This is a genomic window from Streptosporangium sp. CA-135522, from assembly GCF_050949235.1.
Taxonomy (GTDB): Bacteria; Actinomycetota; Actinomycetes; order Streptosporangiales; family Streptosporangiaceae; genus Streptosporangium.
The window spans coordinates 1,870,976-1,896,738 of record NZ_CP192026.1 but is presented as its reverse complement, the minus strand read 5'-3'; the positions used below and the strand labels follow the sequence as shown (position 1 = coordinate 1,896,738).

21 protein-coding genes are annotated in these 25,763 nt (G+C 70.3%); 10 read left to right on the top strand and 11 right to left on the bottom strand.

Going from position 1 to position 25,763, the window contains the following annotated elements; translation table 11 throughout:
• Window positions 1–107: 107 nt before the first annotated feature.
• The 7 genes from ACQPYK_RS09140 to ACQPYK_RS09110 all read right to left on the bottom strand — a co-directional run bounded on the left by ACQPYK_RS09140 (window position 108) and on the right by ACQPYK_RS09110 (window position 10,116).
• Window positions 108–1,931, bottom strand: a complete 1,824-nt coding sequence (locus tag ACQPYK_RS09140) for a glycosyltransferase (protein ID WP_433253130.1) — start codon at window positions 1,929–1,931, stop codon at window positions 108–110.
• A complete protein-coding gene (locus tag ACQPYK_RS09135; protein WP_433253129.1) occupies window positions 1,928–3,067 on the bottom strand; it encodes a glycosyltransferase family 2 protein in 1,140 nt (379 codons plus the stop codon). Before ACQPYK_RS09135 ends, ACQPYK_RS09140 begins: the two co-directional genes overlap by 4 nt.
• A gap of 343 nt (window positions 3,068–3,410) precedes the next feature.
• A complete protein-coding gene (locus tag ACQPYK_RS09130) occupies window positions 3,411–4,220 on the bottom strand; it encodes a polysaccharide deacetylase family protein (protein WP_433253128.1) in 810 nt (269 codons plus the stop codon).
• Window positions 4,221–4,517: 297 nt separating this feature from the next.
• Window positions 4,518–5,810, bottom strand: a complete 1,293-nt coding sequence (locus tag ACQPYK_RS09125; RefSeq protein WP_433253127.1) for a homoserine dehydrogenase — start codon at window positions 5,808–5,810, stop codon at window positions 4,518–4,520.
• Window positions 5,811–5,907: 97 nt separating this feature from the next.
• Window positions 5,908–7,290: a diaminopimelate decarboxylase gene (lysA, locus tag ACQPYK_RS09120; protein ID WP_433253125.1), complete on the bottom strand. Its 1,383-nt coding sequence runs from the start codon at window positions 7,288–7,290 to the stop codon at window positions 5,908–5,910.
• Window positions 7,291–7,456: 166 nt separating this feature from the next.
• Complete coding sequence (locus ACQPYK_RS09115) at window positions 7,457–8,113, bottom strand: anticodon-binding protein (RefSeq protein ID WP_433253123.1); 657 nt, start codon at window positions 8,111–8,113, stop codon at window positions 7,457–7,459.
• A gap of 32 nt (window positions 8,114–8,145) precedes the next feature.
• A complete protein-coding gene (locus tag ACQPYK_RS09110) occupies window positions 8,146–10,116 on the bottom strand; it encodes a glycosyltransferase (RefSeq protein WP_433253121.1) in 1,971 nt (656 codons plus the stop codon).
• A gap of 71 nt (window positions 10,117–10,187) precedes the next feature.
• On the opposite strand from ACQPYK_RS09110, the gene ACQPYK_RS09105 reads away from it, so the two are divergent.
• From ACQPYK_RS09105 to treS, 4 genes are all read left to right on the top strand, one after another.
• On the top strand, window positions 10,188–11,846 hold the full coding sequence (locus tag ACQPYK_RS09105; RefSeq protein ID WP_433253119.1) for an asparagine synthetase B family protein: 1,659 nt from the start codon (window positions 10,188–10,190) through the stop codon (window positions 11,844–11,846).
• Between the two features lie 121 nt (window positions 11,847–11,967).
• Window positions 11,968–12,219, top strand: a complete 252-nt coding sequence (locus ACQPYK_RS09100) for a hypothetical protein (RefSeq protein ID WP_433253117.1) — start codon at window positions 11,968–11,970, stop codon at window positions 12,217–12,219.
• A 25-nt stretch (window positions 12,220–12,244) separates the two neighbouring features.
• Window positions 12,245–12,646, top strand: coding sequence for a hypothetical protein (locus ACQPYK_RS09095; RefSeq protein ID WP_433253115.1), 402 nt, complete (start codon window positions 12,245–12,247; stop codon window positions 12,644–12,646).
• Window positions 12,647–13,310: 664 nt separating this feature from the next.
• Window positions 13,311–14,999 (top strand): maltose alpha-D-glucosyltransferase, encoded by a 1,689-nt coding sequence (gene treS, locus ACQPYK_RS09090; RefSeq protein ID WP_433258738.1) that lies wholly within the window; start codon window positions 13,311–13,313, stop codon window positions 14,997–14,999.
• Window positions 15,000–15,134: 135 nt separating this feature from the next.
• Here the strand turns inward: treS and ACQPYK_RS09085 are convergent, their stop codons facing one another.
• From ACQPYK_RS09085 to ACQPYK_RS09075, 3 genes are all read right to left on the bottom strand, one after another.
• Complete coding sequence (locus ACQPYK_RS09085) at window positions 15,135–17,414, bottom strand: FtsX-like permease family protein (protein ID WP_433253113.1); 2,280 nt, start codon at window positions 17,412–17,414, stop codon at window positions 15,135–15,137.
• 152 nt (window positions 17,415–17,566) lie between these two features.
• On the bottom strand, window positions 17,567–18,286 hold the full coding sequence (locus tag ACQPYK_RS09080) for an ABC transporter ATP-binding protein (RefSeq protein WP_433253111.1): 720 nt from the start codon (window positions 18,284–18,286) through the stop codon (window positions 17,567–17,569).
• A gap of 29 nt (window positions 18,287–18,315) precedes the next feature.
• Window positions 18,316–18,822, bottom strand: coding sequence for a PadR family transcriptional regulator (locus ACQPYK_RS09075; protein WP_433253109.1), 507 nt, complete (start codon window positions 18,820–18,822; stop codon window positions 18,316–18,318).
• Window positions 18,823–18,954: 132 nt separating this feature from the next.
• Between ACQPYK_RS09075 and ACQPYK_RS09070 the strand changes: the two genes are divergently transcribed.
• From ACQPYK_RS09070 to ACQPYK_RS09045, 6 genes are all read left to right on the top strand, one after another.
• Window positions 18,955–20,211 carry an ABC transporter substrate-binding protein gene (locus ACQPYK_RS09070; RefSeq protein WP_433253108.1) on the top strand — a complete coding sequence of 419 codons (1,257 nt, stop codon included), beginning with the start codon at window positions 18,955–18,957 and terminating at the stop codon, window positions 20,209–20,211.
• 175 nt (window positions 20,212–20,386) lie between these two features.
• Window positions 20,387–21,718, top strand: coding sequence for an ABC transporter substrate-binding protein (locus tag ACQPYK_RS09065; protein ID WP_433253106.1), 1,332 nt, complete (start codon window positions 20,387–20,389; stop codon window positions 21,716–21,718).
• 12 nt (window positions 21,719–21,730) lie between these two features.
• Window positions 21,731–23,302, top strand: a complete 1,572-nt coding sequence (locus tag ACQPYK_RS09060; RefSeq protein ID WP_433253104.1) for an ABC transporter permease subunit — start codon at window positions 21,731–21,733, stop codon at window positions 23,300–23,302.
• Window positions 23,299–24,174 (top strand): carbohydrate ABC transporter permease, encoded by an 876-nt coding sequence (locus ACQPYK_RS09055; protein ID WP_433253102.1) that lies wholly within the window; start codon window positions 23,299–23,301, stop codon window positions 24,172–24,174. Before ACQPYK_RS09060 ends, ACQPYK_RS09055 begins: the two co-directional genes overlap by 4 nt.
• 78 nt (window positions 24,175–24,252) lie before the next feature.
• The gene (locus ACQPYK_RS09050; protein ID WP_433253100.1) at window positions 24,253–24,930 is read left to right on the top strand and encodes a uracil-DNA glycosylase; all 678 of its coding nucleotides are present in this window, start codon (window positions 24,253–24,255) and stop codon (window positions 24,928–24,930) included.
• 37 nt (window positions 24,931–24,967) lie between these two features.
• The gene (locus ACQPYK_RS09045) at window positions 24,968–25,339 is read left to right on the top strand and encodes a hypothetical protein (RefSeq protein ID WP_433253098.1); all 372 of its coding nucleotides are present in this window, start codon (window positions 24,968–24,970) and stop codon (window positions 25,337–25,339) included.
• Window positions 25,340–25,341: 2 nt separating this feature from the next.
• Here the strand turns inward: ACQPYK_RS09045 and ACQPYK_RS09040 are convergent, their stop codons facing one another.
• Window positions 25,342–25,743 (bottom strand): VOC family protein, encoded by a 402-nt coding sequence (locus ACQPYK_RS09040; protein WP_433253096.1) that lies wholly within the window; start codon window positions 25,741–25,743, stop codon window positions 25,342–25,344.
• Window positions 25,744–25,763 lie beyond the last annotated feature (20 nt).

Here is a 25,763-nt window from a genome sequence, read left to right as displayed (position 1 = left end):
GGCGGACCGGGTCCCTGACACGCCGGGGCCGCCACCCGCGGCGGATGACCGCCCGTCCGGCGGGCGGGAGGGAGCCGCGCCGGAGCCCGCGGCCCCGCCCGAGGCCGTCACTTGCGGCGGGTGATCGCTCTCTTGACGGACGAGAGCAGGCCGTACTGGACGATCTTCCTGGCGGCGGCCAGCTCCTTGCGCAGACCGCCGACCTCGCGCCGCAGTTCGACGGCGCTCTTACGCCAGCGGCCGGCCTCGTCGCGCCACCTGGTCACCTGGGCGCGCAGCCGTTCGGTCTCCTTGGTGAGGCGGGCGATCTCGGCCTGCGCCTCCGTCCTGGCCCGGTACGCACCGCGACGACCGCCCAGCGGCCGGGCCTCGGGCAGGAATCCGTAGGTTTCGCCGTCCACCCAGAGCACCCCGAAGGTGTCCTCCACGGCGTCGTCGAGATCCTCCTCTTCCCGCAGCACGATCGCGGCTCGGGCGAACGCGGCGGTGCGCTCCAACCTGGCCGCGACGATCCCCTCCCCGGAGTCCTCCGACAGCAGCACCGAAACCAGGCCGCACTCCTCGTCCCGGGCCAGGTCGAGCAGGCGCGCGAGGCTGTCCTCCCCGGGCACCCACCCGGCGGGCAGCCTCAGCCGGTACGGCGGAGCCACCCCGGTCTCCGGCGGCCCGTCCTCCCCCGCCGGATACGGCACGGCCGCCCGCGCCGGCCGGGGGGCGTCGAGGGCGAACCGCACCCGACCCTCATGGGCATAGTGGCCACGGATCAGCACCGGCTCCAGGTCCGGGTTCTTCAGCGGCGCCCGGCCCTCGGCCCGGATGCGGTCCCAGGGTCCGGGGATGACGACCGCGACGTCGGGCACGGTGCCCGCGAGGACGGCGTCCACGGTGGCGCGAACCTCGTCGTAGCCGTGGCGCCCCTGCTCCTGGCCCTGCTCCTGGCCCTGTCTCCGGCCCTGTCTCCGGCCCTGCTCCTGCCCCTGCCCCTGCCCCTGCCCCTGGCTATCCTCCTGCCCCCGCTGTCCTGGTCGAGCCTGCCGGCCGGGCCGGCCGGCGGGCTCGACGACGACCTCAAGGTAGGGCACCTTCCACTGCCGGGCCGGATGGGCGCGGAGCCAGCGGTAGGACGGGATCCGGTCGGCGACGAACGCGTGGCTGACCCGGTCGATCGGCGCCTTGTCGCGCATCCGCATGGTGGGGCCCAGATGGAAGGCACGGGCCAGCGGCTCGGGCACGAAGACCGCGCCCGCCTGGGCGAGCCGGTAGCCCATCTCCGTGTCCTGGCCGAGGATGAGCTCGGCGTCCATCGGCCCGGCCTGCGCCAGCAGCGCGGCGTTGACCGAGGTGGCGCCGCCCACGTGCAGGCTGAACGCGCGGTGCGGGTTGTCGGTGAGGCCGCCGGTGCGCTCGACCAGGTCCACCAGCCAGGCGTGCGGTTCGGCCGGCTCGAAAAGCTCGGCCAGGTCGTCGGTGGCGGCCACCACCTCGGGATCGGGCAGCTCCGCCGAGGTGAAGCGCAGATAGCCGGTCACCGCGAGGTAGGGCGCCGCGTGGTGCCAGCGCATGTGCGCCTCGATCGACCGGCGGTCCAGGACCACGTCGGAGTCGAGCCAGTGGACCACGTCACCGGTGGCGGCCCCGAGTCCGGCGTTGCGGGCGTGGGCCCGGCCGGGGGTGGGGCACAGGACGATGCGGGTGCCGGCGGGCCGGATCTCGGGCAGGCGCAAGGGCGGCTCGCTGCCGTTGTCCACCACGATGACCTCGGTCAGGGCGCCGGGATAGGTCTGCGCGGCCAGCCCGGCGAGCACCAGGTCGAGCTTGTCCTGACCGCCGTAGGCGGGCACGACCACGCTGACCCGCAGTGACGGCGTCCAGGCGCCGAGTTCGGGCGGGGTGAGGCCGCGATAGTCGTTGCCGGTGATCCGTGCTGTCATGACATTTCCAGAATCATGCTCGGGCGGAAGCCGCGCCACTGATTCGTCGCGACGCGCAGGAAGTGGGCGAGCGGAAGCCGCCAGGTGTGTTCGGCGCTCATCGCGCGACGCAGCACGTAGCCCAGGCCATGGGTGCGGTAGATGCGCGCCCCGGCGGTGTGGGCGGCCTTGAGGAATCCGGCGTCCACCCCGCGGGGCAGGGAGGGGAACCCGCCGAGCTCGGTGAACCGGGCCCTGTCGAGCAGGATCGTGCCACCGGCCACGTGCTCGGACCAGATCTCGCCGGTGTAGTCGGTGCGGCGGATCGTGGCGTGCAGGGGCTCCAGGTAGAAGAACTCGGCCGCCGTGCCCACGATGTCCGCGCCGGCGTAGGACCTGGCGAGGAGGAGGTCGGCCAGGTGTTCGGGGCCGTACCAGTCGTCGTCGTCCCACTTGGCGATATGGTCGCCGCTCGCCCTGGACGCGGCCAGGTTGAGCACGTCCCCGAACGGGACCGCCGCGTCCGCCTCGACGACCGTGACGGGCAGGCCGCATTCCCGCACCGCCCGCCGTACCGCCTCGTGCCCGGCGGGAACGCCGTGCAGGGCGAGCAGGACCTCGGTCTCGACCCGCCGCTGCCGGGCGATCTGGGCGAGTGCCGAGCCCAGCAGGTGCGGGCGCATGCTGGACATCACGACGCTGACCTTGGGCGTGACCGGCTCCTGCGACCGGCTCCGTAGGCCGTGGCGGCGCAGCCGCACGCTGTGCTCCTCCCGTCGCAGGGCGGTCACCGACCGGGGACCGCCGCCGTCCTCCTCGGGCGTCCAGGCCGCGAGCAGACGGGCCAGTTCGGGATCCACCCAGCCCGGCGAGGCGGCGGCGTGCAGCGGCACGCCGGCCGCGGCCAGGGCGGTGACCGCGCCGACCGGAACCGGGGAGGAGGGCCACCGGACGGTCAAGCCGCGTAGCGGTCTGAGGCGGGTGGCCTCGGCGGCGTCCGGCCGCTCGCCGAGCGGCTCACCGGCCGCCAGCCACTCCCGACCGGTCCATGACAGCTCAGCCGTCCCCTCGGCCGCCGACCGCAGGAAGCCGGTGGGAGTCGCGGAAAGAGAGGGAGGGGTCGCGGGGAGGGAGGGGGAAGTCGACTGCGCGGGCACCAGCGAAGGATAGCGAGGCCGAATGATCGGCTCTTCCCCCGCTTCCGGATCGACCCGGATGTTCACTGCCGATCACTCACAGCGGTCACACAGGTCACGAGAGGCTCCGGGGTTTCCTGTTCGCCGCCGCATTCACATGTGAGCAGCGGATAGCCGCGATTACCTTCTCTCGGCAACAGATCGCAATAAATGGGCAGGAAAGGTACGCACAGCTGCCCGCGCCCCGAAAACCGACGGGCTCCCGGTAGGCGCGGCCGGCGGCCGTTCCCGAAGCGGGCTGTCCTCGGAACGGCCCGTTCCCGAGACGACCTCTCCCGGAGATCGGCTCGTTCCCCGGGACGGCCTACTCCTGCGGGGGCAGGGGCCGGTAGCGGGCGCCGACCGCGTCCTGGAAGGTCTTGACGACCGTTCCGCGGCTCTCGCGCGTCGCCAGCCAGTCGAGGAAGTCCTCCAGGGTGCGGGGAGCCACCGAGTAGAGGCCGCAGTTGCCGCAGACCCGGTGGAACACCAGGGGAAGGAACCCGCCACCGCTCTTCTCGGTGTTGAGGACCTGCTGCTTCAACTGCCGCAGCAGCGTGTCCCCGTGGACCGAGCCCGGCGTGCGGATCTCGTAGCGGTCCTTCGGACGCGGGTCCTCCGCGGCCGGGCAGCCGCGGCATGCCCCGTCTTTGAGGCCGCCCACCCTGCGGGCCGCGTCGTAGCCGCACTGCCGCGCCACGGACTTGGCGTCGTCGTCCACCGAACCGAACGGGTAGGCCAGGGTGGCGGGCCGGTAGCCCCACGCCGCCAGCGCCCTGCGGTCGTCGCAGATCTGCACGCGCTGCTCGCTTTCGGGCAGCTCGGTGAGGCGTGCGTGGGTCAGCGTGTGGCCGCCGATCTCGTGCCCCGCCTTGGCGATGGCGGCGAGCTGACGGCGATCGAGCTTGCGTTCCCGCCCGATGGTGTCGCTGTTGACGTAGAAGGTCCCGAGCATGCCGCGCTTCTCCAGGATGCGGGCCGCGGCCACGTGGGTCTTGTCACCGTCGTCGAAGGTGAGCGAGACGACCGTCCTGGCCTTCGGAGATTCGGCGCTCTCCGCGTGGGAGGCCGGCTGCAGGATCGCCAGGACGACCGGCGTCGCCGACAGCACCGCCATCCAACGAACGACCTTCACGGCGAGATGTCCTTTCGGCGACAGAGCAGAAGCAGGCGACAGAGCAGAAGAACTGGAAAGCACCATATAAGCCGACTCGGCACCTCGCGCGCCCTTTACCGGAAGGGCCGGTGGCCGCACCCCGCCCGGGATCCCTTCGGGGCCGGTCCCGGGGCGCCTCATGCCGGAAGGCGCCCGGACCGGTCAGCGGACCCCACGAGAGGTCCTCGCGTGCCGGAAGGACCGCGGGACGCCCCGAGGCCGGTGAACGGACCGACGAGGCGTCCTCGCGCACGAGAACGGGACCGTGGACGGACCCTACGAGGCGTCCTCGCCCTCGACCCGCATGACGCTCACCACGTCGCGGACGATGTCCATCTCACGCAGGCCTTCGATGGTGGCCGACAGCGCCGCGTCCGTGGCGCGGTGCGTGACCAGGACGAGCTGGGCTTCGTCGCCGTGGCCCTCCTGGCGGACGGTCTGGATGGACACGTCCTGCTTGGCGAACATGTCGGCCACCCGGGCCAGCACACCAGGCTTGTCGGCGACGTCCAGGGAGACGTGGTAACGCGTGACGGTCTCGCCCATGGGGTGTACGGCCAGGTCGGCGTAGGTGGACTCCTCTGGGCCCCGGGTGCCGGCCAGGAGGTTGCGGGCCACGGCCACGATGTCGCCCAGCACCGCGCTCGCCGTGGGGGCGCCGCCCGCGCCGGCGCCGTAGAACATCAGCTGACCGGCCGACTGCGCCTCGACGAAGACCGCGTTGTAGGCCTCGCGGACCCCGGCCAGCGGGTGTGTCCTGGGGATCATCGCGGGATGCACCCGGACCCCGAAGGAGCGGCCGTCCTCGGAACGGGCGCAGATCGCCAGCAGCTTGATGACGTAACCCATCGCCTTGGCGCTGGCCACGTCGGTGGCGGTGATCTCCGTGATGCCTTCGCGGTGCACGTCGGCGGCCGTCACGCGGCTGTGGAAGGCGATCCCGGCGAGGATCGCGGCCTTGGCGGCGGCGTCGAAGCCCTCCACGTCGGCCGTGGGGTCGGCCTCGGCGTAGCCCAGGGCCTGGGCCTCCTCCAGCGCGTCGGAGAACGACGCGCCGCTGGAGTCCATCTTGTCGAGGATGTAGTTGGTGGTGCCGTTGACGATGCCGAGCACGCGGTGCACGTGGTCACCGGCCAGGGACTCGCGCAGCGGCCGGATGAGCGGGATCGCGCCCGCGACGGCCGCCTCGAAGTAGAGGTCGGCGTTGTTGCCCTTGGCCGCGCCGTGGATGGTCGCGCCGTCCTCGGCGAGCAGCGCCTTGTTGGCCGTGACGACCGACTTGCCGCTGTTCATCGCGGCCAGGATGAGCGATCTGGCGGGCTCGATGCCGCCGATCACCTCCACGACGATGTCGATGTCGTCGCGGGTGACCAGGGCCTCGGCATCGGTGGTGAGCAGGGCCGGATCCACGCCGGCGTCCCGTTTACGGCCCAGCCGGCGCACGGCGACACCGGCGAGCTCCAGCGGGGCTCCGATGCGGGCGGCGAGGTCGTCGGCCTGCTCGTGCAGCAGCCGGATCACCTGTGAGCCGACGACACCGCACCCGAGGAGAGCGACTTTCAGTGCCATCTGTCCGAACTCTCCTTCTTGTTCCGGTTTTTGGACCGGAGGGGAACGGCGGTCATCGCCATCGGCCGGCTTCTTTCGCCACTGTGGGCTCGAGATGTCACAGCTGGCCTCTCAGCAGGTCGTCCTCGGTCTCCCGGCGGACGATCACACGGGACACTCCGTCCTTGACCGCGACCACGGCGGGCTTGGGAAGGTAGTTGTAGTTGTTGGCGAGCGAGCGGCAGTAGGCGCCGGTGCCGGCGACGGCGATCAGGTCACCGGTGGCCAGGTCCCGTGGCAGCCACAGGTCGCGGACGACTATGTCGCCGCTCTCGCAGTGCTTGCCCACCAGGCGCGAGAGCATCGGCCCCGAGGCGCTCTCGCGCGAGGCCAGGCGCGCGGTGTACTCGGCGCCGTAGAGGGCGGTGCGGATGTTGTCGCTCATGCCGCCGTCGACGCTGACATAGGTCCGCAGCCCCTCGACGTCCTTGATCGTGCCGACCTCGTAGAGCGTCACGCCCGCGAGCCCGGCGATCGCCCGGCCCGGCTCGACGGTGAGCTTGGGCACCGGCAGGCCCGCGGACTCGGCCACCTTCGCGACGATCTCCCGCAGGCTGTCGGCGATCTCCTTCACGTCGGGCGCGGTGTCGCCCTCGACGTAGGGGATGCCGTAGCCGCCGCCGAGGTCGAGCTCCGGCAGCACGACACCGTGCTCCTCCTTGATCTGCACCATCAGCGTGGCCAGGCGGCGCGCGGCCACCTCGAAACCGGCGGTGTCGGTGATCTGGGAGCCGATGTGGGAGTGCAGGCCGACGAGGTGGAGCTGGGGCAGTGCGAGGATGCGCCGGGCCGCCTCGGCCGCGGCGCCGCCGCTCAGCGAGAAGCCGAACTTCTGGTCGTCGTGGGCGGTGGCGATGAACTCGTGGGTGTGCGCCTCCACGCCCACGGTCACCCGGATCATGACCTGGGGGCGCCTGCCGTGCTTGTCGGCGAGGAAACCCAGCCGGGCGATCTCCTCGAAGGAGTCGGCCACGATGTGGCCGACTCCGACCTCGACGGCCTTCTCCAGCTCGGCGAGCGACTTGTTGTTGCCGTGCAGCGTGATCCGCTCGGGCGGGAACCCGACGCTCAGCGCGACGGCGAGCTCGCCCGCGCTGCACACGTCGAGGCCGAGGCCTTCCTGCATGATCCAGCGAGCGACCTCGCGGCACAGGAACGCCTTCCCGGCGTAGTGGACCTCACCGCCGGCGAACGCCTCGCGGTAGTCGCGGCACCGGGAGCGGAAGTCTTCCTCATCCACCACGTAGAGCGGGGTGCCGTGCTCTTTGACCAGGTCCCTGACGTCCGCGCCGCCGATCGTGATCGAGCCGTCGACGCGGTTCGACGTTCGCGGCCAGATCGTCGGGTCGAGCGTGTTCAGGTCGGCAGGTGCGTGCGGAGGGCGCTCCTCGGGCAGCACTTCGGCGTGCCGGTCACCGGCGGGGTGGGCGAATCGACTCACCCGATCGAGGCTATCGGACCCGGTGATCCCCGTGGGACGAGTGCCCACGTGGCGAGACACGATCAACCGGAAATACGCGAATTTTTCATGGCATTAATAACTTCGGCCACATAATTTTACGTTTTATGACGATCTGACCCTCAGGACGCCCGGCCCCTCCTGCCCGTCACAGCCTGTCGGGCGCCGTCTCGCCCAGCGCCCCGAGCCCCTCGGACAGCACGTCCCGCACGGCCCGGGCCTGCCGTACCCGGGCGGCGTGCAGGGCCGACGGCCGCTCGTCTCCCTTCGGCAGCGCGGGGGCCAGCTCGAACGCGTCGTGGTAGGCCAGGGCGAGCCGCTCGACGTAGGCCGCCCAACCGGGCTCCCGGCTGACCCGCCTGCCGTGCACCTCGGCCAGCGACCGCAGGACCGCCCGGTCCCACCGGCCCGCGAGCAGCTCCGGCCGAAACCGCCCGCCGACGCCCAGCACCGCCGCCCAGCGCTGTACGGCGACCGCCCGCACGTGCGCGTATCTCACCACGAATCCGGGGTTGTCCCACGTCCTGGGGAAGTCGGTCCACGGTGACGCCCCCGCGACCGGCGCGGCGGCCGGGCCGATCTCCGAGACGAGCTCCCCCGGCACGGCCACCACGATCTCCAGAAACCCGTCGCCCCGCACCCGGACGTCCGCTATCCCCGGCAGCGCGCGCAGCCGCGCCGCCATCTCCTCGGGGGCCTCCCGCCGGCGCAGCGCGGCCGGCGAGACGTAGCGGGCCTCCTCGGCCCACGTCCCCGTCGGAACCGGCGGCAGGCCCAGAACCTCGCCGAGCTGACCTGGCGTCACGCCCGGCAGCCTAGACCAGCCTCGGACCGGCTTCAGACCAGGACGTGCGGGGCGGGCGGGCCGTAGTCGACGAGCCGTGCCGAGCCGAGGAGCCCGGCGTCGTGGTCACGCAGACAGATGTAACCGAACCGGTCGGCGGAGAAGACCTTGACCCCGTCCGTACGGCACTGGCGCATCAGCACCTCGCCCCATCCCTCGGAGACGTCGGCGAAGCCGATGCCGCGCAGAACGGCCCGGCGGGCCAGCAGGGTGGCGCCGGCGACCTCGGGAAGGTAGGAGTATTCGGCCGCCGGCTGGCGCAACACCGTGGCGGCGGCGTCGCGCAGGTGGGCGTAGAAGGCCGCCTTGCCGACGATGTCGGCCGTGGTGAACAGGAACGCGCGGGCGAGGTCGGTCAGGTAGTGCTCGCCGTACACGTCCCGGGCGTCCATGACCGCCACCAGGTCGCCCTGGCACAGGTCGAGGGCGCGGTCGAGCATGCCGCCGGTGGTGAGCCCGGGATCGGCGGGACGGACCACGACGTCCACCCGGTCGGGCATCGCGGCGCGGGCCCGCGCCGCGGCGTCCGGGGCGTCCGACAGCAACACCAGCTGGACGACGCCCTTCTGCGGGGCGACCTGGGCCAGGGTGTGGTCGAGGTCACCCCGATCGATCATGATCACCGAGATGTTCAGGGTGGCTCGGGCGCTGGGCAGGCCGACCGTCTCCAGCAGCTCGTCCACCTTCTCGCTCATCGTGCCGGAGGCGTAGGCCTGGCGGAGCGCCGCGTGCGCCCGGCGAGCGTCGTCCTCGGCGTCGGCCGGACCCGAGGACGAGACTCCCCCGGGAGCCGCCGCGGGGCCGGAGGGGCGCGCCGGCGAGATCGGCGTGCCGCAGGCGGCCAGCTCGGCCAGCCGCCAGGCCTCCGTGCCCGGCGGGCAGTGGACGGCCCGGGGCCAGCGGTAGGAGGTGAGCACGTCCGGATACGACAGGTGCGCCGGGAGCAGCTCCTCCAGGGTGAGCACCCGGTCGAACCGGTCCCCGGCCAGCGGCAACGGATTGTGCACGCGCGGCTGGACGGCGAAGGGCAGCAGGCCCAGCGAGGGCGACCGGCGGCCGGGGCTCGGCTCCCGCGACGCCAGGGCGGCGCCCCAGGCGGCCACGGATCCGGGCAGCGCGGTGACGATGTGCTCGAACGCCCCGGCGGCGGCCGCGAAGCGGTCGACATCGCCGCGGGTGTGCCAGAAGACCGTACGGATGCCCCGCTCCGCGCACCAGGACAGCAGCGCCTCCAGCCCCTCGCCCGGCTCGCGCAGCTCCTGGGCCCACGGCCCCTCGGTGACCGACTCGACCAGCAGCAGGTGCGGGATCTCGGCGGCCAGGACCCGGGCGAAGTCCCTGGGCGTGAAGCCGGTGCTCTGCCGCCACTCGTAGCGCAGCAGCGCCTCGGCGTGCGGCTCGGCGACGACGGCCACGGTCAGGTGCGGGCGGGTGTTCGGGCCGGTCGGGACGCGGAAGGGCTTCAACCTGACCGACGTGCCGCCGATGGTCCTGGTGGACGTGGTGGCCTGGAAGGACGCGGCGGGGGCCGGCGACCTGTCGGCGCCGCGACGCGCGACGGGCTGGCGCTTGGGGGCGGCCGGCCGCTTGGCGGGCCTGGCGGCTCCGCGCAGGCCGCGCGCCAGCCGCACCGGGTTGCTCTTGCCCGTCTTGATCGCGTCACCGATCCGGGCCCAGCGCGCCACCTGCACCGACGACAGCTTCCACTTGGCGACCTCGGCCTGGTAACGCTGCTCGGCCAGATCACCGCGGAGTTTCTCCTCGGCCGCCTGCGCCTCCTCAAGCCGTTCCTCGGCCTCGCTCAGGCGTTCCTGGACCCCGCGGAGTTCGGCCGTGGCACGCTCCGCCTCGGCGATCCTCGCCTGCGCCGCGTCGAGCAATCGGGCCAGTTCGGCGGCCCGTTCCGCTTGGGCCACGGCCTCCCGCAACGCCAACCGTGTGCTTTCGAGTTGCTCGCCCGCCACGTCGTCCTCCGATTCCTGAGCCGGGCGAAAGGATACCCTTTGGTCAATCGCGACACAGAGGAGTCAGCACGGTGCAGTGGCCGACGTTCAATGTGAGGCCGTACGTCTGCGGCGGCGTCGGCCACCTCGACGAGGCCGTCCTGGAGACGCTGCGGGAGGCCGGGCCGCGGGTGAGGCCCGCGCTGCGGACGCCCGAGGCGGCGCTGTTCAGCTCCTCGCCCCTGCCCCCCTACCAGCGGGACGAGCGGACCTGGGCGTTCGCCTGGGGGGAGCGCCGGCCGGCCGGGAGAGCACCGTGGATCAATGTGGCGGAGGAGTTCGAGACCCCCGGCCTGATCGACGACGGGGACCGGATCGTGCTGCACACCGGTGGGCTCGGCCTGGTGGACGTCTATTACCTGTTCCAGGACGGGGCGGTCTACTTCTCCTCGCTGCTGGAGCCGCTGCTGGCCCTCGCGCGCACGCCGTACGAGATCAACTGGGACGCCTGGGCCTCGATCATCCAGCTGACCTTCCCGCTGCGTGACGACACTCCTTACGTCCAGGTCAAGCGGCTGGCCGGAGCCGGCGCGCTGGTCTTCGACCGGGCGTCGGGACGGATCTCGACCGAGCGCAGGATGCCCCGGTGGCTGCGTGAGGAGCCGTTCGAGGCGGGGCGGACGGCCGGGGAGATCCTGGAGATCCTGCACGAGGTCTACAAGGAGTTCGACGGACGTCCGCTGCTCGTGCCGGTCAGCGGCGGCTACGACTCGCGGCTGCTGTGCTCGGTCGCGGTCGCGCGGGGCGCCGACGTGGAGTCGTGGACGACGAGCCCGGACGACGGCACCGACACCGACATCGCCTTCGCCCGCGCGATCACCAGCGAGCTCGGCGTACGGCACCGCGTGATCACCCAGGACGCCTCCGCCTATCCCGGCGACGCGCTGGCCGTCGCCCGCCGGCTGGAGTTCCTCACCCCGCACCACGCCTGGTACACCCCCTTCGCCCGCGAGGTGCACAAGGCCGGCCGGACCCTGGTCGACGGCCTGGCCGGAGGCCCGCTGCTGAAGAACTTCATGGTCAGCGGGGCCGCGCTGGAGGCCTCCTCGCAGGCGGAGCGCAAGGCGGCGCTGCTCGGCTCGCTGGCCCTGAGCACCCCGTCGGTGCCGTTCCTGTCAGAGGAGGCGTCCGCCTGGATCACCTCCTCGGTCGAGACGGCCTTCGCCCAGTCGACCTCGATGCTCAACGGGCACCGGGCCGAGTTGCCGCTGTCGGTCCTGCACACCCGGACCGCCCGGGGCATCGCCCGTTCCCCGGTCAACCTGGTCGGGCCCGAGGTGTCGTTCGCGGCGCCGTTCATGCACCCGGACTTCTTCGACGCCGCGCTGTCGGTGGGCGTGGCCCGCAAGGACAAGGGCCGGTTCTACCGGGAGGTCCTGCACACGGCCAACCCGCGCGTCGCCGCGCTGCCCTCCACCAACGTGGTCAAGCAGCCGCTCCAGCGGGTACCGCTGCGCTCGGCCGCCGCCCCCGCGCGGGAGTACGGCCACCGGATGCTGACCCGGGTCGCGGGCGCCGTCCCCTCGCTGCTGTCGGAGCCTCTTCACGACGTGGTCGCCGAGGGGCCGGACGCCCTGGCGCGGTTCAACGGGTGGAACGACCGGTTCTGGGTGCGGAGCCTGGTGCTGTTCGGAGCCTGGCTGGGCGACTACGAGGACCGCCTGCCCACCCTCACCCCGCCCTGGGCTTGACCCGCCTGCTCGGCCCCGGGCTCCACGTGAGCGTCCGCGGGCCGGGTTCGACTTTTTCCCTGACAAACACGAGAGCGTGACGCTACTGTTGCGAAGCGTGACCATAACATATGATGCTCATATGAGCACCAAGCCGGTTACCGCGACACTGGAAGAAGATCTTCTCGCCTACGTGCAGGAGCAGGTCAGTCGAGGACGCGCCAAATCGGTCTCGGCCTATCTGAACGCAGCGCTGGAGCGGCAGATCGCCATCGACCGTCGTGCCGACGCCGCGTGGAAGGCCGCAGTGGAGAAGGCCCAGCAGAACCCCGAAGAGGTCGAGAAGGCCAAGCGCCGCGCCCAGCGACTGATCGAGATCCTCAATGGAGGATGACGTCAAGCAGGCCCTCGTCCTGGATGTGTCCGTGCTCACCGAGTGCGCTCGCGGCGATGTCGGGATCATCAACTTGATCCAGCGATTCGACGCGGACGGCAAGCCACTGATCATTCCTGCCATGACCGTCACCGGCGCGACGGTCGAGTTGGGCGGAAACCAGGATCAACTGGCTGTCATCAGCGGCCTGTGCCGCCTGGACTCGGCCAGCGTGCCAGCCGTGAACGACTTCAAGGATGGCGTCGAGATCGGGCAGGTTCTGGTCGAGGTAGAGGCCTGCGTCACCTCGTGGGACGCCCATGCCGTGACGGAGGCCCTGCTTCACCGTTGCCCCATCCTGACAGCCGACTACGCGCGATGGAAGGACGTCATCCAGGACCTGCCCGGAGGACCCACCGTCGTCGAGATCGCCGACCTGGGAGATTGACGGCGGTTCGAATCCATACACCGTCCCCCGGCCTGGCGGCCGTCTTCTATGACGACGACCGGCCGGGGAAATCCACGTCACCTCACAGGCTCGTCACATGGACCACCGGAAGCTCACCCGCACCTCCCCCTGGAACCCATGACATGAGCCCGTGACCGCGCGCTCGGGATCGGACGGTCCAGCAGGAAGCGGGCAGGTCCATACCGTATGGGCAGGTAGGGCCGTTGGGCGGGTCCGTGGTTCAGGGGAGACGACCCGGCCGCCCCCGCCGCGAACGCCGGGCCGCCGGCGGTGACCGAATTCGGGCGGTCGGCCGTGGCGTTGCGTCCACCGGGTATATGCCGAGGTCAGCGCAACCGCGTGTGACGTGCCTCACGAAATAGACGTTGAGCGACAACACGATTACGGGTGCGCGGCGCGATGCTCACGGGGATTCCGTGGCGCACGAACGTTACGGGTCGTTCGGGGGCTCCGGCTCGCCCGAACGGCTGGTAGTCTTCGGCCCAGAAAGCGCCACAACGGACAGCCCCGAATCACAAATTCGGTCTGCCGAGGGCATGGAGCACGTGGGGATGACGGCTCCCGCCAGCGCGGTCACCAAACATCATCAGCCGGACTATCCGGTGACTTCGTCCTGCCCTTTCTCACCGTGAGCGAGAACACGATGACCCCATCCCCCTTCCTGGAGCCTGTCGCCGAAGACTTCGTCTCGGCGGATCCACAGTGGTACAAGCGGGCGGTTTTCTATGAGGTGCTGGTCCGGGGGTTCAAGGACTCCAACGGGGACGGCACGGGAGACCTGCGCGGCCTGATCGACAAGCTGGACTACGTCAAGTGGCTCGGCGTGGACTGCCTGTGGCTGCTTCCGCTGTACGAGTCGCCACTGCGTGACGGCGGCTACGACATCTCCGACTACATGAAGATCCTGCCGGACTTCGGTGACCTCAGCGACTTCATCCAGCTCATCGAGTCGGCTCACGAGCGAGGCCTGCGCATCATCACCGACCTGGTGATGAACCACACCAGCGACAAGCATCCGTGGTTCCAGGCCTCGCGGCACGACCCCGAGGGCCCCTACGGCGACTTCTACGTCTGGTCCGACGACCCCACCGGATACCCCGACGCGCCGATCATCTTCATCGGCGCGGAAGAGTCGAACTGGACCTACGACCCGGTCCGCAAGCAGTACTACTGGCACCGCTTCTTCCACCACCAGCCGGACCTGAACTACGACAACCCGGCGGTCCAGGAGGCCATGCTGGAGGTCCTGCGCTTCTGGCTGGACCTGGGCATCGACGGCTTCCGCCTGGACGCCGTGCCCTACCTCTTCGAGCGCGAGGGCACCGACTGCTCCGGCCTGCCCGAGACCCACGCGTACCTGAAGAAGGTCCGCGCCGAGGTGGACCGCCTCTACCCGGACCGGGTGCTGCTGGCCGAGGCCAACGGCTGGCCCGAGGACGTGGTGGAGTACTTCGGTGACCCGGCGGTGGGCGGCGACGAGTGCCACATGGCCTTCCACTTCCCGCTCATGCCGCGCATCTTCATGGCCGTACGGCGGGGCAGCCGCGAGCCGATCTCCGAGATCATGTCGCGGACGCCGAAGCTCCCGGACAGCGCACAGTGGGGCATCTTCCTGCGCAACCACGACGAGCTGACCCTGGAGACGGTCACCGAAGAGGAGCGCGACTACATGCACGCCGAGTATGCCAAGGACCCGCGCATGCGGGCCTACCTGGGCATCCGGCGCCGCCTGGCCCCGCTGCTGGAGAACGACCGGGACCAGATCGAGCTGTTCACCGCGCTGCTGCTGTCCCTTCCCGGCTCGCCGGTCATGTACTACGGCGACGAGATCGGCATGGGCGACAACATCTGGCTGGAGGACCGTGACGCGGTCCGCACCCCGATGCAGTGGAGCCCGGACCGCAACGCCGGCTTCTCCACGGCCGACCCGGGCCGCCTCTACCTCCCGGCCGTCATGGACCCGATCTACGGCTTCCAGGCGGTCAACGTGGAGGCCCAGCAGAAGAACCCGGCGTCCCTGCTGCACTTCACCAGGAAGATGCTGGAGATCCGCCGCAGCCACCCGGTCTTCGGCACCGGCATCTACAGCGAGCTGTGGTCCGGCAACCCGGCGGTGCTGTCCTTCATCCGCGAGGACGGCGACGACGTGATGCTGTGCGTCAACAACCTGTCGAAGTATCCGCAGCCGGTCGAGCTGGACCTGCGCCGCTTCGAGGGCATGACGCCGGTCGAGGCCCGGGGCGGCGTGCCGTTCCCGCAGATCGGCACCCTGCCGTACCTGCTGACCCTGCCGGGTCACGGCTTCTACTGGTTCTCCATCAACACCCACTGATCGCCCACGACGGTGCGGCACGGCTCTGCCGTGCCGCACCGTCGTGCGTCGGCGGCCCGGCGGTGCCCGCGCGTGAGGCCCACTCCTCTACCTCGCGGCCGTCGAGACCTGAGCCCACCCTGCGGTCGCCGGGACCTATCTTGCGGTGACCGGGACCTGGGCTCGCACGGCCCGGCGGGCCGGTATCAACGTCACCAGCAGGGCCGCCCCCACCGCGATCAGCACCGCGAAGATCAGCGTCAGGGCCGAGGGGGTGCGGCCGATGCCCGCGCCGACGCCGCTGGTGTGGCCCTGCAGGTCGATCAGCCCGCCGACCAGCGAGGCGCCTGCCGCGGTGCCCGCGACCACGCCCAGCACGACGAGCAGTCCGGTGCCGGTGACCAGGGTGGCGGCCACCTGCCGGGGAGTGAGGCCCATGGCCTTGAGCACCGCCAGGTCCAGCGCGTGATCGCGTAGGCCGAGAGCACTGGCGGTCAGCAGGTTGGCCAGGCCGAGCAGCGAGAGCACCACGATCAGTCCCACGATCACCAAACGGATGATCGAGAGCCGCTCCGCCGGGTTGACCACCCGGTGCACCTCCAGCTCCTCGTTCGAGGCGGCCAGCAGGCGGGCCCGGACCGTGCCCGGGTCGGCTCCCGGCCTCAGCACGAGGCGGTAGAACTGCGGCGGCACCGCGTCCTTGGCGGCCAGGCTGTCCAGCCCGAGGGAGAGCACCTCGCCGTCCTGGTCGGGCTCGACCACCCGGCCCACGATGTGCACGATGAGGGGCGTGCCACCCACCGTCATCCGGACCCGGTCGCCGATCTTCACTCCCAGCAGGTCGAGCAGCCCCTGTCCGGCGACGGCCTCGCCGCGGCCGGTGAACATCCGCCCTTCCACCACCGAGAAGGGGTACGGCTGGGCGGAGGTGCCCACGGCCCGGGCCAGCACGCTCCTGGTCTGCTCCGGCTCCAGCGCGGACACCTCGCTGCCCGGGTAGACGGCCAGCACGTCAGGATCGGCCTTGGCGATGCGTGCGGCGTCCTCGGCGGGGAGCTTGTCGGGCAGGACGGTGAGCGCCGCCGCCTGGCCGACCTGCTCGGGGTGGCGCAGGAAGTCGTCCAGGGTGGCCCAGCAGCCGAGACCGATCGTGATCATCATCATCGGGACGGCGACGCCGAAAATGCTCAGGAACGCGGGGACACGCCGGGTGAAGGCGTCGCGGGTGCCCAGCACCAGGGCGGGCGGCAGCCGTACGAGGAGAGCGAGCCGGGCCAGCCGCGACAGATGGCCCTTCGGTGGCGCGGCGGGCGCGGCGGGAATCGGCGGCGTGCGTCCGCCACGCCAGGCGGGCAGGGCCACCGCGATGAGGACCACCGCGGCGGTGCCGCCGGCGATCGACAGCAGCGGGATCGGCGAGAGCGGCAGGATCGGCATGCCGTCCAGCGCGAACGAGGCGGCGATCTGACCGCAGACCAGCCCGATGGCGATGCCGAGCAGGCCGAGCGCGCCGTGCTCGGCCATGAGCAGGCCGAAGACCTGACTCCGGGTGTAGCCGAGGGATTTCAGGGTGGCGATGTCGCGGGTCTGGGTGAGCACACGGCCGCCCACCACGTTGGCGATGGCCAGCGCGGCGGCGACCAGGCCGGTGATGCCGAACAGCGCCAGCAGCAGGCCCAGGAGCCGGTTGTCCAGCTCCATGGAGGCACGGACCTCACGCCAGGTGGACATGCGCTGGATCTGTCCGGCCAGCATGGTGACCGCGCCGTGCACGACCGGCAGCGTGTCCTCCCCGTCGGCCAGCCGCAGACCGGTGACCGACTCGCTGCGGCCGAGCGCGGGCTCCACCCTGGCCAGGGTGGGGGTCAGGGTCCAGGCCAGGCCGGGCGTCCACTCGGGGTAGAAGCCCTGGTCGGCGGTGTCGGCCAGGCCGACCACGATCAGAGGGTGGGAGGCGCCGCTGAGCGCGGTGACGGTGAAGGGATCGCCCACCCGCAGGTCGAGCGCCTTGGCGAAGGAGCGCTCGACGACCACGCCGTCGACGTCGCCGGAGCGCAGCCACCGCCCTTCGCGGACCAGCGGCGCGGCCACGGAGGGCGGTTCGGCCTGCATGCCCCGCAGCGCCACCGGCGACTTCTTGCCGTCCATCGTGAGCATCACGGGTGCCGTCCGGTACGGCCCGGCCACCTGGACCACGCCGTGCAGCCGCGACAGCGCGGTGACGTCGGGGGCGTCCTTGGTGTGGATCCACACGTGCGCGCCCCTGGACTCGGTGAACAACCCCCGCCACGGGTTGGTCCCGTCCTCCAGCAGCGTCGCGGAGGTGATGAGCGCGGTGACGATCCCCGCCACCGCGAGCACCGTCAGCAACGCCTGCCCGCGTCGAGCCTTCAGGTCGGCCCGGATCCATCTGGCCGAGGCCCTGGCGGTGCTCACGTCCGCGATCCCGGCCTCTGCCGCCGTCCCGCCGTCGCGCGCGGGCGGAGAACGCGGGAAGTCCGGCCGCGGAAAGCGGTGGGGGAAACGGCGGGGCGGACGGTGAAGGAAACGGTGGGGAAGGCAGTGGGGAAGGCAAGGGCGCGCATCGGCTATCCCCTCAGTTCGACGACGTCGCCCGCGGTGGCCCTGGGCCGGCGGCGGCCCGCTCCGACGGCGCCGTCATCGACGATCTCGCCGTCCAGCAGGGAGACCACGCGGTCGGCCAGGCTGGCCACCCGGGCGTCGTGGGTGACCAGGATGACGGTCTGGCCGTCGCGGTGAACCTCGCCGAGCAGGCGCAGCACGTCGCGGGTGTTACGGCTGTCGAGGTTGCCGGTGGGTTCGTCGGCCAGCAGCAGGCTCGGCTTGTTGGCCAGCGCGCGGGCCAGCGCGACCCGCTGCTGCTCGCCGCCGGCGAGCTGGGCGGGGGCGGCGTCGGCGCGGTCGGTCAGGCCGAGCTCCCCGAGGAGGTACTCCCGGCGCTCACGGGCCTCGCGCGGGGAGGCGCCGGCCAGCAGCGCGGGCAGCTCGACGTTGTCGGCCACGGTCATGTTGGCCACCAGGTTGAAGAACTGGAAGACGAAGCCGATCTTCTGTCGGCGCAGCAGCGCCCAGGCGCTCTCGCTCAGGGTGTCGGCCCGCTTGCCGTCCAGCCAGATCTCACCGCTGGTGCGGGTGTCCAGGCCGCCGATCATGTGCACCAGGGTGGACTTGCCCGACCCTGACGGCCCCATGACCGCGACGAACTGTCCCGCCTCGACCTTGAGGTCCACCCCTCGTACGGCGGGCACCGGCACGCCGCCGTTCTGGTAGATCTTCACGAGATTCACCGTGTTGACGATGGGGGGCGGGGATGGGCTCACGACAGGTCCTCCTGACAGCGTTCGAGCCAGTCGAGGTCGGCCTGCAGGTGCAGCATGGCTCCCTCTATCAGCAGGAGCGCGACGCGATCCCCCCGGTCGGTCCGCTCGGCCAGTTCGTTGAGGTCGCGCATGAGCGCGAGGTAGTGACGGCGCTGACGGTTGATCAGTACCATCCGGTCCGCGATGCCGGTCATGGGAGCCAGCACGAGTTTCATGAAGAACTCGTCCCGGACCCTCGGCCCCTCGGTGGGCTCGTCGACCCACACGTCAAGGAGATCCCGGCCCTTGGCGGTCAGATAGTACACCTTCTTGTTCGGCCGGTTGGACTGCTCCACATCCACGGCCCGCACGAGTCCGTCCTTCTCCAGACGGCTGAGCGTGACGTAGATCTGCCCTATGTTCGGCGACGGGTAGGCACTGCCGAAGATCTGCTCCAGCGCCTGTTTCAGCTCGTATCCGTGGGCAGGTTCTTTCGCGAGGAGCGCTAACAGCGACAGCCTCACGCCCCACCTCCTCGGAGTGCTCGTTACGTGAGCGTTATGTGTCTATCCGTTGACGTCCACATTAGCGCTGTGCATAACATGCATGCATCTACCTAACACGTATGTAACCGCTCCGAAACCTGGAGGCAACCGATGCGCCGTCTGCTCCCCGTCGCGCTCGCCGTGCTGGTCACGGCGGGATGCTCGGCGGCGGTCGCGCAGAAGGCGGAGCGGTTCGGCGGGACCGGTCCCTTCACTCTCGTGACGGGACGCGACACGACCGGTTACCTGCAACCGCTGCTCGACCGGTGGAACCAGGCCCACCCCGGGGAGCGGGCCACCCTGCTCGAACTCCCCGAGGCGGCCGACGAGCAGCGCGCGCAGATGGTGGCCAACCTGCAGGCCAAGAGCGACCGCTATGACGTGCTCGGCCTCGACGTGGTCTGGACGGCGGAGTTCGCCGACGCCGGCTGGATCCTGCCACTCGAGCGTGGCATGTTCCCGCTGGACCGGTTCCTGCCGCCGGTGGTGGACACCGCCATCTACAAGGACAAGCTCTGGGCGGTGCCCTACACCAGCAACGCCGGGCTGCTCTACTATCGCAAGGACCTGCTCGCCAAGCAGGGCTTCAAGCCACCCAAAACCTGGGCGGAGCTGCGCGAGCAGGCACGCGCGCTGCACGACAAGTACGGCATCGGCGGTTACGCGGGCCAGTTCCTCGCCTACGAGGGGCTGACCGTCAACTTCGCCGAAGCGGTGCAGTCGGCGGGCGGCCAGATTCTCAACCGGGACGGCACGCAGGTCACCATGGACGTGGCCAAGGCGAAGACCGGCCTCGACTTTCTCGTCGGTGGATTCCGCGAGGGATGGATCCCGCAGGAGTCCCTCTCCTACAAGGAGGAGGAGTCGCGGCTGGCCTTCCAGGAGGGCCGGCTGGCCTTCGCCCGCAACTGGCCGCACGCCTACGGCCCGGCCACCACCTCGGCGGTCGCCAAGAAATTCGGTGTCACCCGGCTTCCCGGACTGAACGGTCCGGGTTCCAGCTCGCTGGGCGGGGTCAACCTCGCGCTCAGCGCCTACTCCAAGCGGCAGAAGTCGGCGGTGGAGTTCATCCGCTACTTCACCGGCCTGGAGAACCAGCGGCGGGTGCTCGTCAACGGCTCGTTCCCACCCGTGTGGGCCGAGCTGTACGACGAACCCGGCCTGATCAAGCGTTTCCCCTACCTGCCGGTTCTCAAGCAGAGCATCCTCTCCGCTCGGCCGAGGCCGACCAGTGCCAACTACAACCAGGTGAGCCTGGTGATCGCCAGTGCGGTCTCCAACGCGCTCACACCGCCTTTCAAGGAGACCGGCGAGGATGTCGTCGCCTCCATGAAGGGTCAACTCAACGAGATCATCCGGGCTCAGTGAACCGGGGGCGATCCCCTCGGCGAGGCCGTCATCCCCACTCCCGGTCCGAATCGGGGGTCATCCCCACCCCCGGTCCGAACCGAGCGTCATCCCCATCCTCAAGTCCGCATTGAGCTGTCAGCCCCGTCCCCAGTCGAATCCCGGGAGCTCTGACAGCACAGGAGGTTTGTTCAGCATGCGTAAATCCCTCGCGACAGTGACGACGGCCGGTCTGGCGCTCGCGCTCGCCGCATGCGGCGGTCAGTCGTCCGACACGGCCGCCTCCCCCGCCGCGACCGACGGCTCCTCCGCCTCCGCTCCCGCCGCCAAGACCCTCGAAGGCGTGACCATCGAGGTCGCCGCCAAGTGGACCGGCCCCGAGCAGACCAACTTCCAGGAAGTGCTCAAGGCCTTCGAGGCCAAGACCGGCGCCAAGGTCACCTACGCCTCCACCGGTGAGGACACCGGCGCCTACCTCGGCCCGCGCATCCAGGGCGGCAACCCGCCCGACATCGCGGTCCTGCCCCAGCCGGGCCTGGTCAAGCAGTACGCCGACCAGAAGGCGCTCAAGCCCCTCTCCCCCGAGGTGCTCAAGCAGGTCGACGACAACTACACCCCGTACTGGAAGGAGCTCGGCTCCGCCGACGGGCAGGCCTACGGCGTGCTGGTGAAGGCGGCCCACAAGTCGCTCATCTGGTACCGCGACAAGGCCTTCCAGGACGCCGGGGCGCAGCAGCCGGCCACCTGGGACGACCTGGTCAAGACCGCCCAGGCGGTCGCCGACTCCGGCACCTCGCCCTTCTCCCTGTGCGGTGCGTCCGGCTGGACCCTGACCGACCTGTTCGAGAACGTCTACCTGTCCAGCGCCGGTCCGGAGAACTACACCAAGCTCTCCAAGCACGAGATCCCGTGGACCGACCCCAGCGTGACCACCGCCCTGGAGAAGATCGGCCAGCTCGTCGGCAAGAAGGAGTTCCTGCTCGGCGGCCCCGCCGGCGCCCTGCAGACCGACTTCCCGACCTGCGTAACCCAGGTCTACGGCCAGGACAAGTCGGCGATGGTCATCGAGGCGGACTTCGTGGGCACCACCGCCGAGGAGTCCGGCGCGAAGCTCGGCGAGGAGGCCAAGTACTTCCCGTTCCCGAAGGCCGGTGACACCGAGCCGGTCGTGCTGGGCGGCGACATCGCGGTGGCGCTGAAGGACTCCAAGGGCGCGATGGCGCTGCTGGAGTTCCTCGCCTCCAAGGAAGGCGGCGAGGTCTGGGCCAAGCTCCCCGGTTACCTGTCGCCCAACCGCAACGTCTCGCCCGACAACTACCCGAGCGAGCTGACCAAGAAGCTCGCCCAGACGATCATCTCCGCCGGCGACGCCGTCCGCTACGACATGTCCGACCTCGCGCCCAGCGCCTTCGGCGGCACCGACGGCAAGGGTGAGTGGAAGCTCCTGCAGGACTTCGTGCGCGACCCCTCCAGCATCAAGGACATCCAGTCCAAGCTCGAGGCCGAGGCCAAGAAGGCCTGGAAGTAAAGGAGAGCGGCCGTGACCGACCGGTTAGACGGCCCGCAGGGTCCGCGCGGCGGCGGCGACGCCGCCCGCGGTTCCTCCTCCGGACCGAATGACGCTTCCGGGGCCTCCCTCGACCTGAGTGACAAGCCCCCTCCCCCCTCCCCGGCTTCGGTCGCGGAGACCACCGCCTCCCCGGCTCCGGTCGCGGAGACCACCGCCTCCCCGGCTCCGGTCGCGGAGACCACCGCCGAAACGGACGGCTCCCCCACCCGGGAGAGCGCCGGACCCGCCGCTCCGGCAGCGGCGACGGGTGCCGCCTCCCGGCTCGGACCGCCGCCGACGCTGGCGATCTGGTTCCTGCTGCCGGGCGCGATCCTGCTCGGCTCGATGGTGATCTACCCGATCGTCTACTCGCTCTTCCGGAGCCTCTACGACGCCACCGGCGACACCTTCGTCGGGGTCGACAACTACGGGACGATCTTCAGCGACTCCTCCACCCTCACCACGATCAGGAACAACCTGATCTGGGTCGTGGTGGCGCCCGCCCTGGTCACCGTGGTCGGCCTGATCTTCGCCGTGCTGACCGAACGGATCCGCTGGGCGACCGCCTTCAAGCTGATCGTGTTCATGCCGATGGCGGTCTCGTTGATGGCCTCCGGCGTCATCTTCCGCCTGGTGTACGAGCAGGACCCGGACCGGGGCGTGGCCAACGCCGTGATCACCTCGGTGAGCGACTTCTTCGGCTCCAACCCCGGCTACCCGGACGCCCGTCCCAGGGAGAACGACCAGGCGCCGGTCGCCGCCCAGCAGGGCGCGGTGGTGACCAAGCAGGCCGCCAAGCCCGGACAGGCCGTGCTCATCCCGCTGGTGGGCGTCAAGCCCGACGCCCTCGCCTCGGCCTCGACGGCGAAGGCCGTCCAGCCCGGCCCCGGCGAGCTGGCCGGAACCGTGTGGGTGGACTTCACCCAGGGCGGCGGCGGTGCGCTCAACCAGGTGGACGGCACCGAGAAGGGCCTGACCGGGGTGACGGTCGAGGCGGTGCAGAACGGCGCCGTCAAGGCGACCGCCACCACCGAGGACGACGGCACCTTCCGCTTCACGGGGCTCGCCCCGGGCGACTACCAGGTACGGCTGCCGCAGTCGAACTTCGAGGCGTCCTTCAACGGGATCGCCTGGCTGGGCCCGACACTGATCACCCCGGCGATCATCGGCGCGTTCATCTGGGTATGGGCGGGGTTCTCCATGGTGTTGATCGCGGCCGGCCTGTCGGCCATCCCGCGCGACGCGCTGGAGGCGGCCCGCATCGACGGCGCCACCGAATGGCAGGTGTTCCGTAAGATCACCGTTCCCCTGCTCTCCCCGGTGCTGCTCGTCGTGTTCGTCACGATGATCATCAATACCCTGAAGGTCTTCGACCTCGTCTTCGTCATCGCACCGGGATCGGTGCAGCCGCAGGCCAATGTGATCGCGCTGGAGATGTGGCGGGTCTCCTTCGGCGGCGGTGGCAACCAGGGGCTGGGCAGCGCGCTGGCCATCTTCCTGCTGATCCTCGTCCTGCCCTTCATGATCATCAACATCCGCCGGTTCAGGAGGGACAACCAGTGACGACCTCCACCCTCGGCGCACCGCCCCGCGGTGCCGTCGGCCGGGTCATCGATCGGATCGGCGGCGGCCTGGTCCAGGCCGTGCTGGTGCTGATCGGCGTGTTCTGGCTGGTGCCCACCCTCGGGTTGTTCGTGGTCTCGATCCGCGAGGAGACGGCCAACAACTCCACCGGCTGGTGGACCGCGCTCACCAAGCCGGCCGAGCTGACCCTCAAGAGCTACTCCGACCTGCTGGCCACCGGGTTCACCGCGTCGTTCTGGAACACCGTGTTCATCACGGTGCCCACGACCCTCCTGGTGATCGGCATCGCGGCCATGGCGGCCTACGCCTTCGCCTGGATGGAGTTCCCCGGCAGGGACACGCTGTTCCTGGTGGTGATCGGCCTGCTGGTGGTGCCGATCCAGATCGCACTGATCCCGATCGCGAAGCTCTATGGCACGATCGGCATCTTCGGCTCCATCGCCGGCGTGGTGCTCTTCCACGTCGCCTTCGGACTCCCCTTCGCCATCTTCCTGCTCCGCAACTTCTTCGCGGGCATCCCCAGCTCGCTGCTCGAAGCGGCGCGGATGGACGGCGCGGGCGAGTGGAAGATCTTCTCGACCGTGGTGTTCCCGCTGGCCAAGCCCGCGGTCGCCTCACTCGGCATCTTCCAGTTCCTCTGGGTCTGGAACGACCTGCTGGTCGCACTGGTCTTCGCCAACACCGAGAACCAGCCGATGACCAAAGCCCTGCAGTCCCAGATGCGGCAGTTCGGAACCAACGTCGACATCCTGGCACCGGGTGCCTTTCTGTCCCTAATCATCCCGTTGGTGCTCTTCTTCGCCTTCCAGCGGTATTTCGTCCAGGGCATGATGGCCGGCTCGGTGAAATAAAGGGGCAGGTCCGGTACGGCTTGCACAGATTTCGGGTGCGAGCCGTACCGGACCTAAAAGCTCGATAGGGTTTTCTCCATGTCCGCACGCCCTTTGAACGAAGTCGTGGAAGCCGGGTGGGCCACGGCCCTGGAGCCCGTCGCCGATAGGGTCGCCGCCATGGGCGACTTCCTCCGGAAGGAGGTCGCGGAGGGCAGGCAGTACCTCCCCTCCGGCCCCCATGTGCTCCGCGCCTTTCAGCAGCCTTTCGACCAGGTGAAGGTGCTGATCGTCGGCCAGGACCCCTACCCCACGCCGGGTCACCCGATCGGCCTGAGCTTCTCGGTCGCCGCCGACGTGCGGCCCATCCCGGGAAGTCTGCGCAACATCTACAAGGAGCTCACCGAAGACCTCGGGCTGCCCATGCCGAGCAACGGCGATCTGACCCCGTGGGCCGAGCACGGCGTGCTGCTGCTCAACAGGGTGCTCACCGTCATGCCGGGCAAGCCCGCCTCGCATCGCGGCAAGGGCTGGGAAGAGGTCACCGAGCAGGCCATCAAGGCGCTCGCCGCGCGCGACAAGCCGATGGTCGCGATACTGTGGGGCCGCGACGCCCGCAACCTGCGTCCGATGCTCGGCGACGTCCCGGCCATCGAGTCGGCCCACCCGAGCCCCCTGTCGGCCCGCAGCGGCTTCTTCGGCTCGCGCCCGTTCAGCCGCGCCAACGAGCTCCTCGTGCAGCAGGGCGCAACTCCGGTGGAGTGGAAGCTTCCCTAGGCCGGACTCACCCCGCGAGGGCACTAGGATTTCCACCATGAGTGATGAATCGGGCACTGAACGCTATCTGCGTCTGACGGTTGAGCTGACCGTGGAGGTGCAGGACATCGGCGGGCTCCAGGCCGCCGCACTGAAGGAGATCAACCACCCGGACGCCGATCTGGACGACGACGAGCGCCGGGAGCAGGCGGAGATGGTCTCCGCCGACGACACCGGCGCCACGGCGCTGCAGTGGCTCATCGAGCCGGACCACGTCCTGGGCCTGATCGAGCACGTCGATCAGATCGAACCCCGTGAGGCCGTGCTGGGCGTGGAGCCCTCCGAGGGCCCCTCGGACGAGGAAGACGAGCACGACCACGACCACAACGGCCACGACCACGACCACAACGGCCACGACCACAAGCACTGAGGTCAGTCGTTGACCGCGAAGCCGTCCCCGAAGGCCCAGAGCTGACCTTCCAGGTCGAAGGCCAGATAGACCCTGGCGCCCTCGGGGGTGGCCTCGATCTCCACCACGATCTCCGCGCCCCTCGCCACGGCCTGCTCGTAGTGGGCGTCGAGGTCCTCCACCACGACGAACACCCCCTGGCTGACCGCCGGCAGGTCCAGCGCGCTGCGCAGGTACGGCTCGCTGTCACGGACCGAGGACAGCATGATCATCGCGTCTCCGAGCACGAGCCGGGCGTGTCCGATGCCACCTTTCGGCCCGGGAGCCGTGAGCTCCGCCCGGAAGCCGAAGACCTTGCCCAGCCATTCGATGGCGGCCGGGGCATCCTGGTAACGAAGGAACGGGACCACAGGGGACGTCGACATGCTGCCCTCCATCGAGACGA

Coding starts and splice junctions, on each gene's coding strand:
- ACQPYK_RS09070 (WP_433253108.1), top strand. CDS start 18,955: ATGCGCCGTCTGCTCCCCGTCGCGCTCGCCGTGCTGGTCACGGCGGGA.
- ACQPYK_RS09065 (WP_433253106.1), top strand. CDS start 20,387: ATGCGTAAATCCCTCGCGACAGTGACGACGGCCGGTCTGGCGCTCGCG.
- ACQPYK_RS09040 (WP_433253096.1), bottom strand. CDS start 25,743: ATGTCGACGTCCCCTGTGGTCCCGTTCCTTCGTTACCAGGATGCCCCG.
- treS (WP_433258738.1), top strand. CDS start 13,311: ATGACCCCATCCCCCTTCCTGGAGCCTGTCGCCGAAGACTTCGTCTCG.
- ACQPYK_RS09045 (WP_433253098.1), top strand. CDS start 24,968: ATGAGTGATGAATCGGGCACTGAACGCTATCTGCGTCTGACGGTTGAG.
- ACQPYK_RS09100 (WP_433253117.1), top strand. CDS start 11,968: ATGAGCACCAAGCCGGTTACCGCGACACTGGAAGAAGATCTTCTCGCC.
- ACQPYK_RS09125 (WP_433253127.1), bottom strand. CDS start 5,810: ATGGCACTGAAAGTCGCTCTCCTCGGGTGCGGTGTCGTCGGCTCACAG.
- ACQPYK_RS09140 (WP_433253130.1), bottom strand. CDS start 1,931: ATGACAGCACGGATCACCGGCAACGACTATCGCGGCCTCACCCCGCCC.
- ACQPYK_RS09050 (WP_433253100.1), top strand. CDS start 24,253: ATGTCCGCACGCCCTTTGAACGAAGTCGTGGAAGCCGGGTGGGCCACG.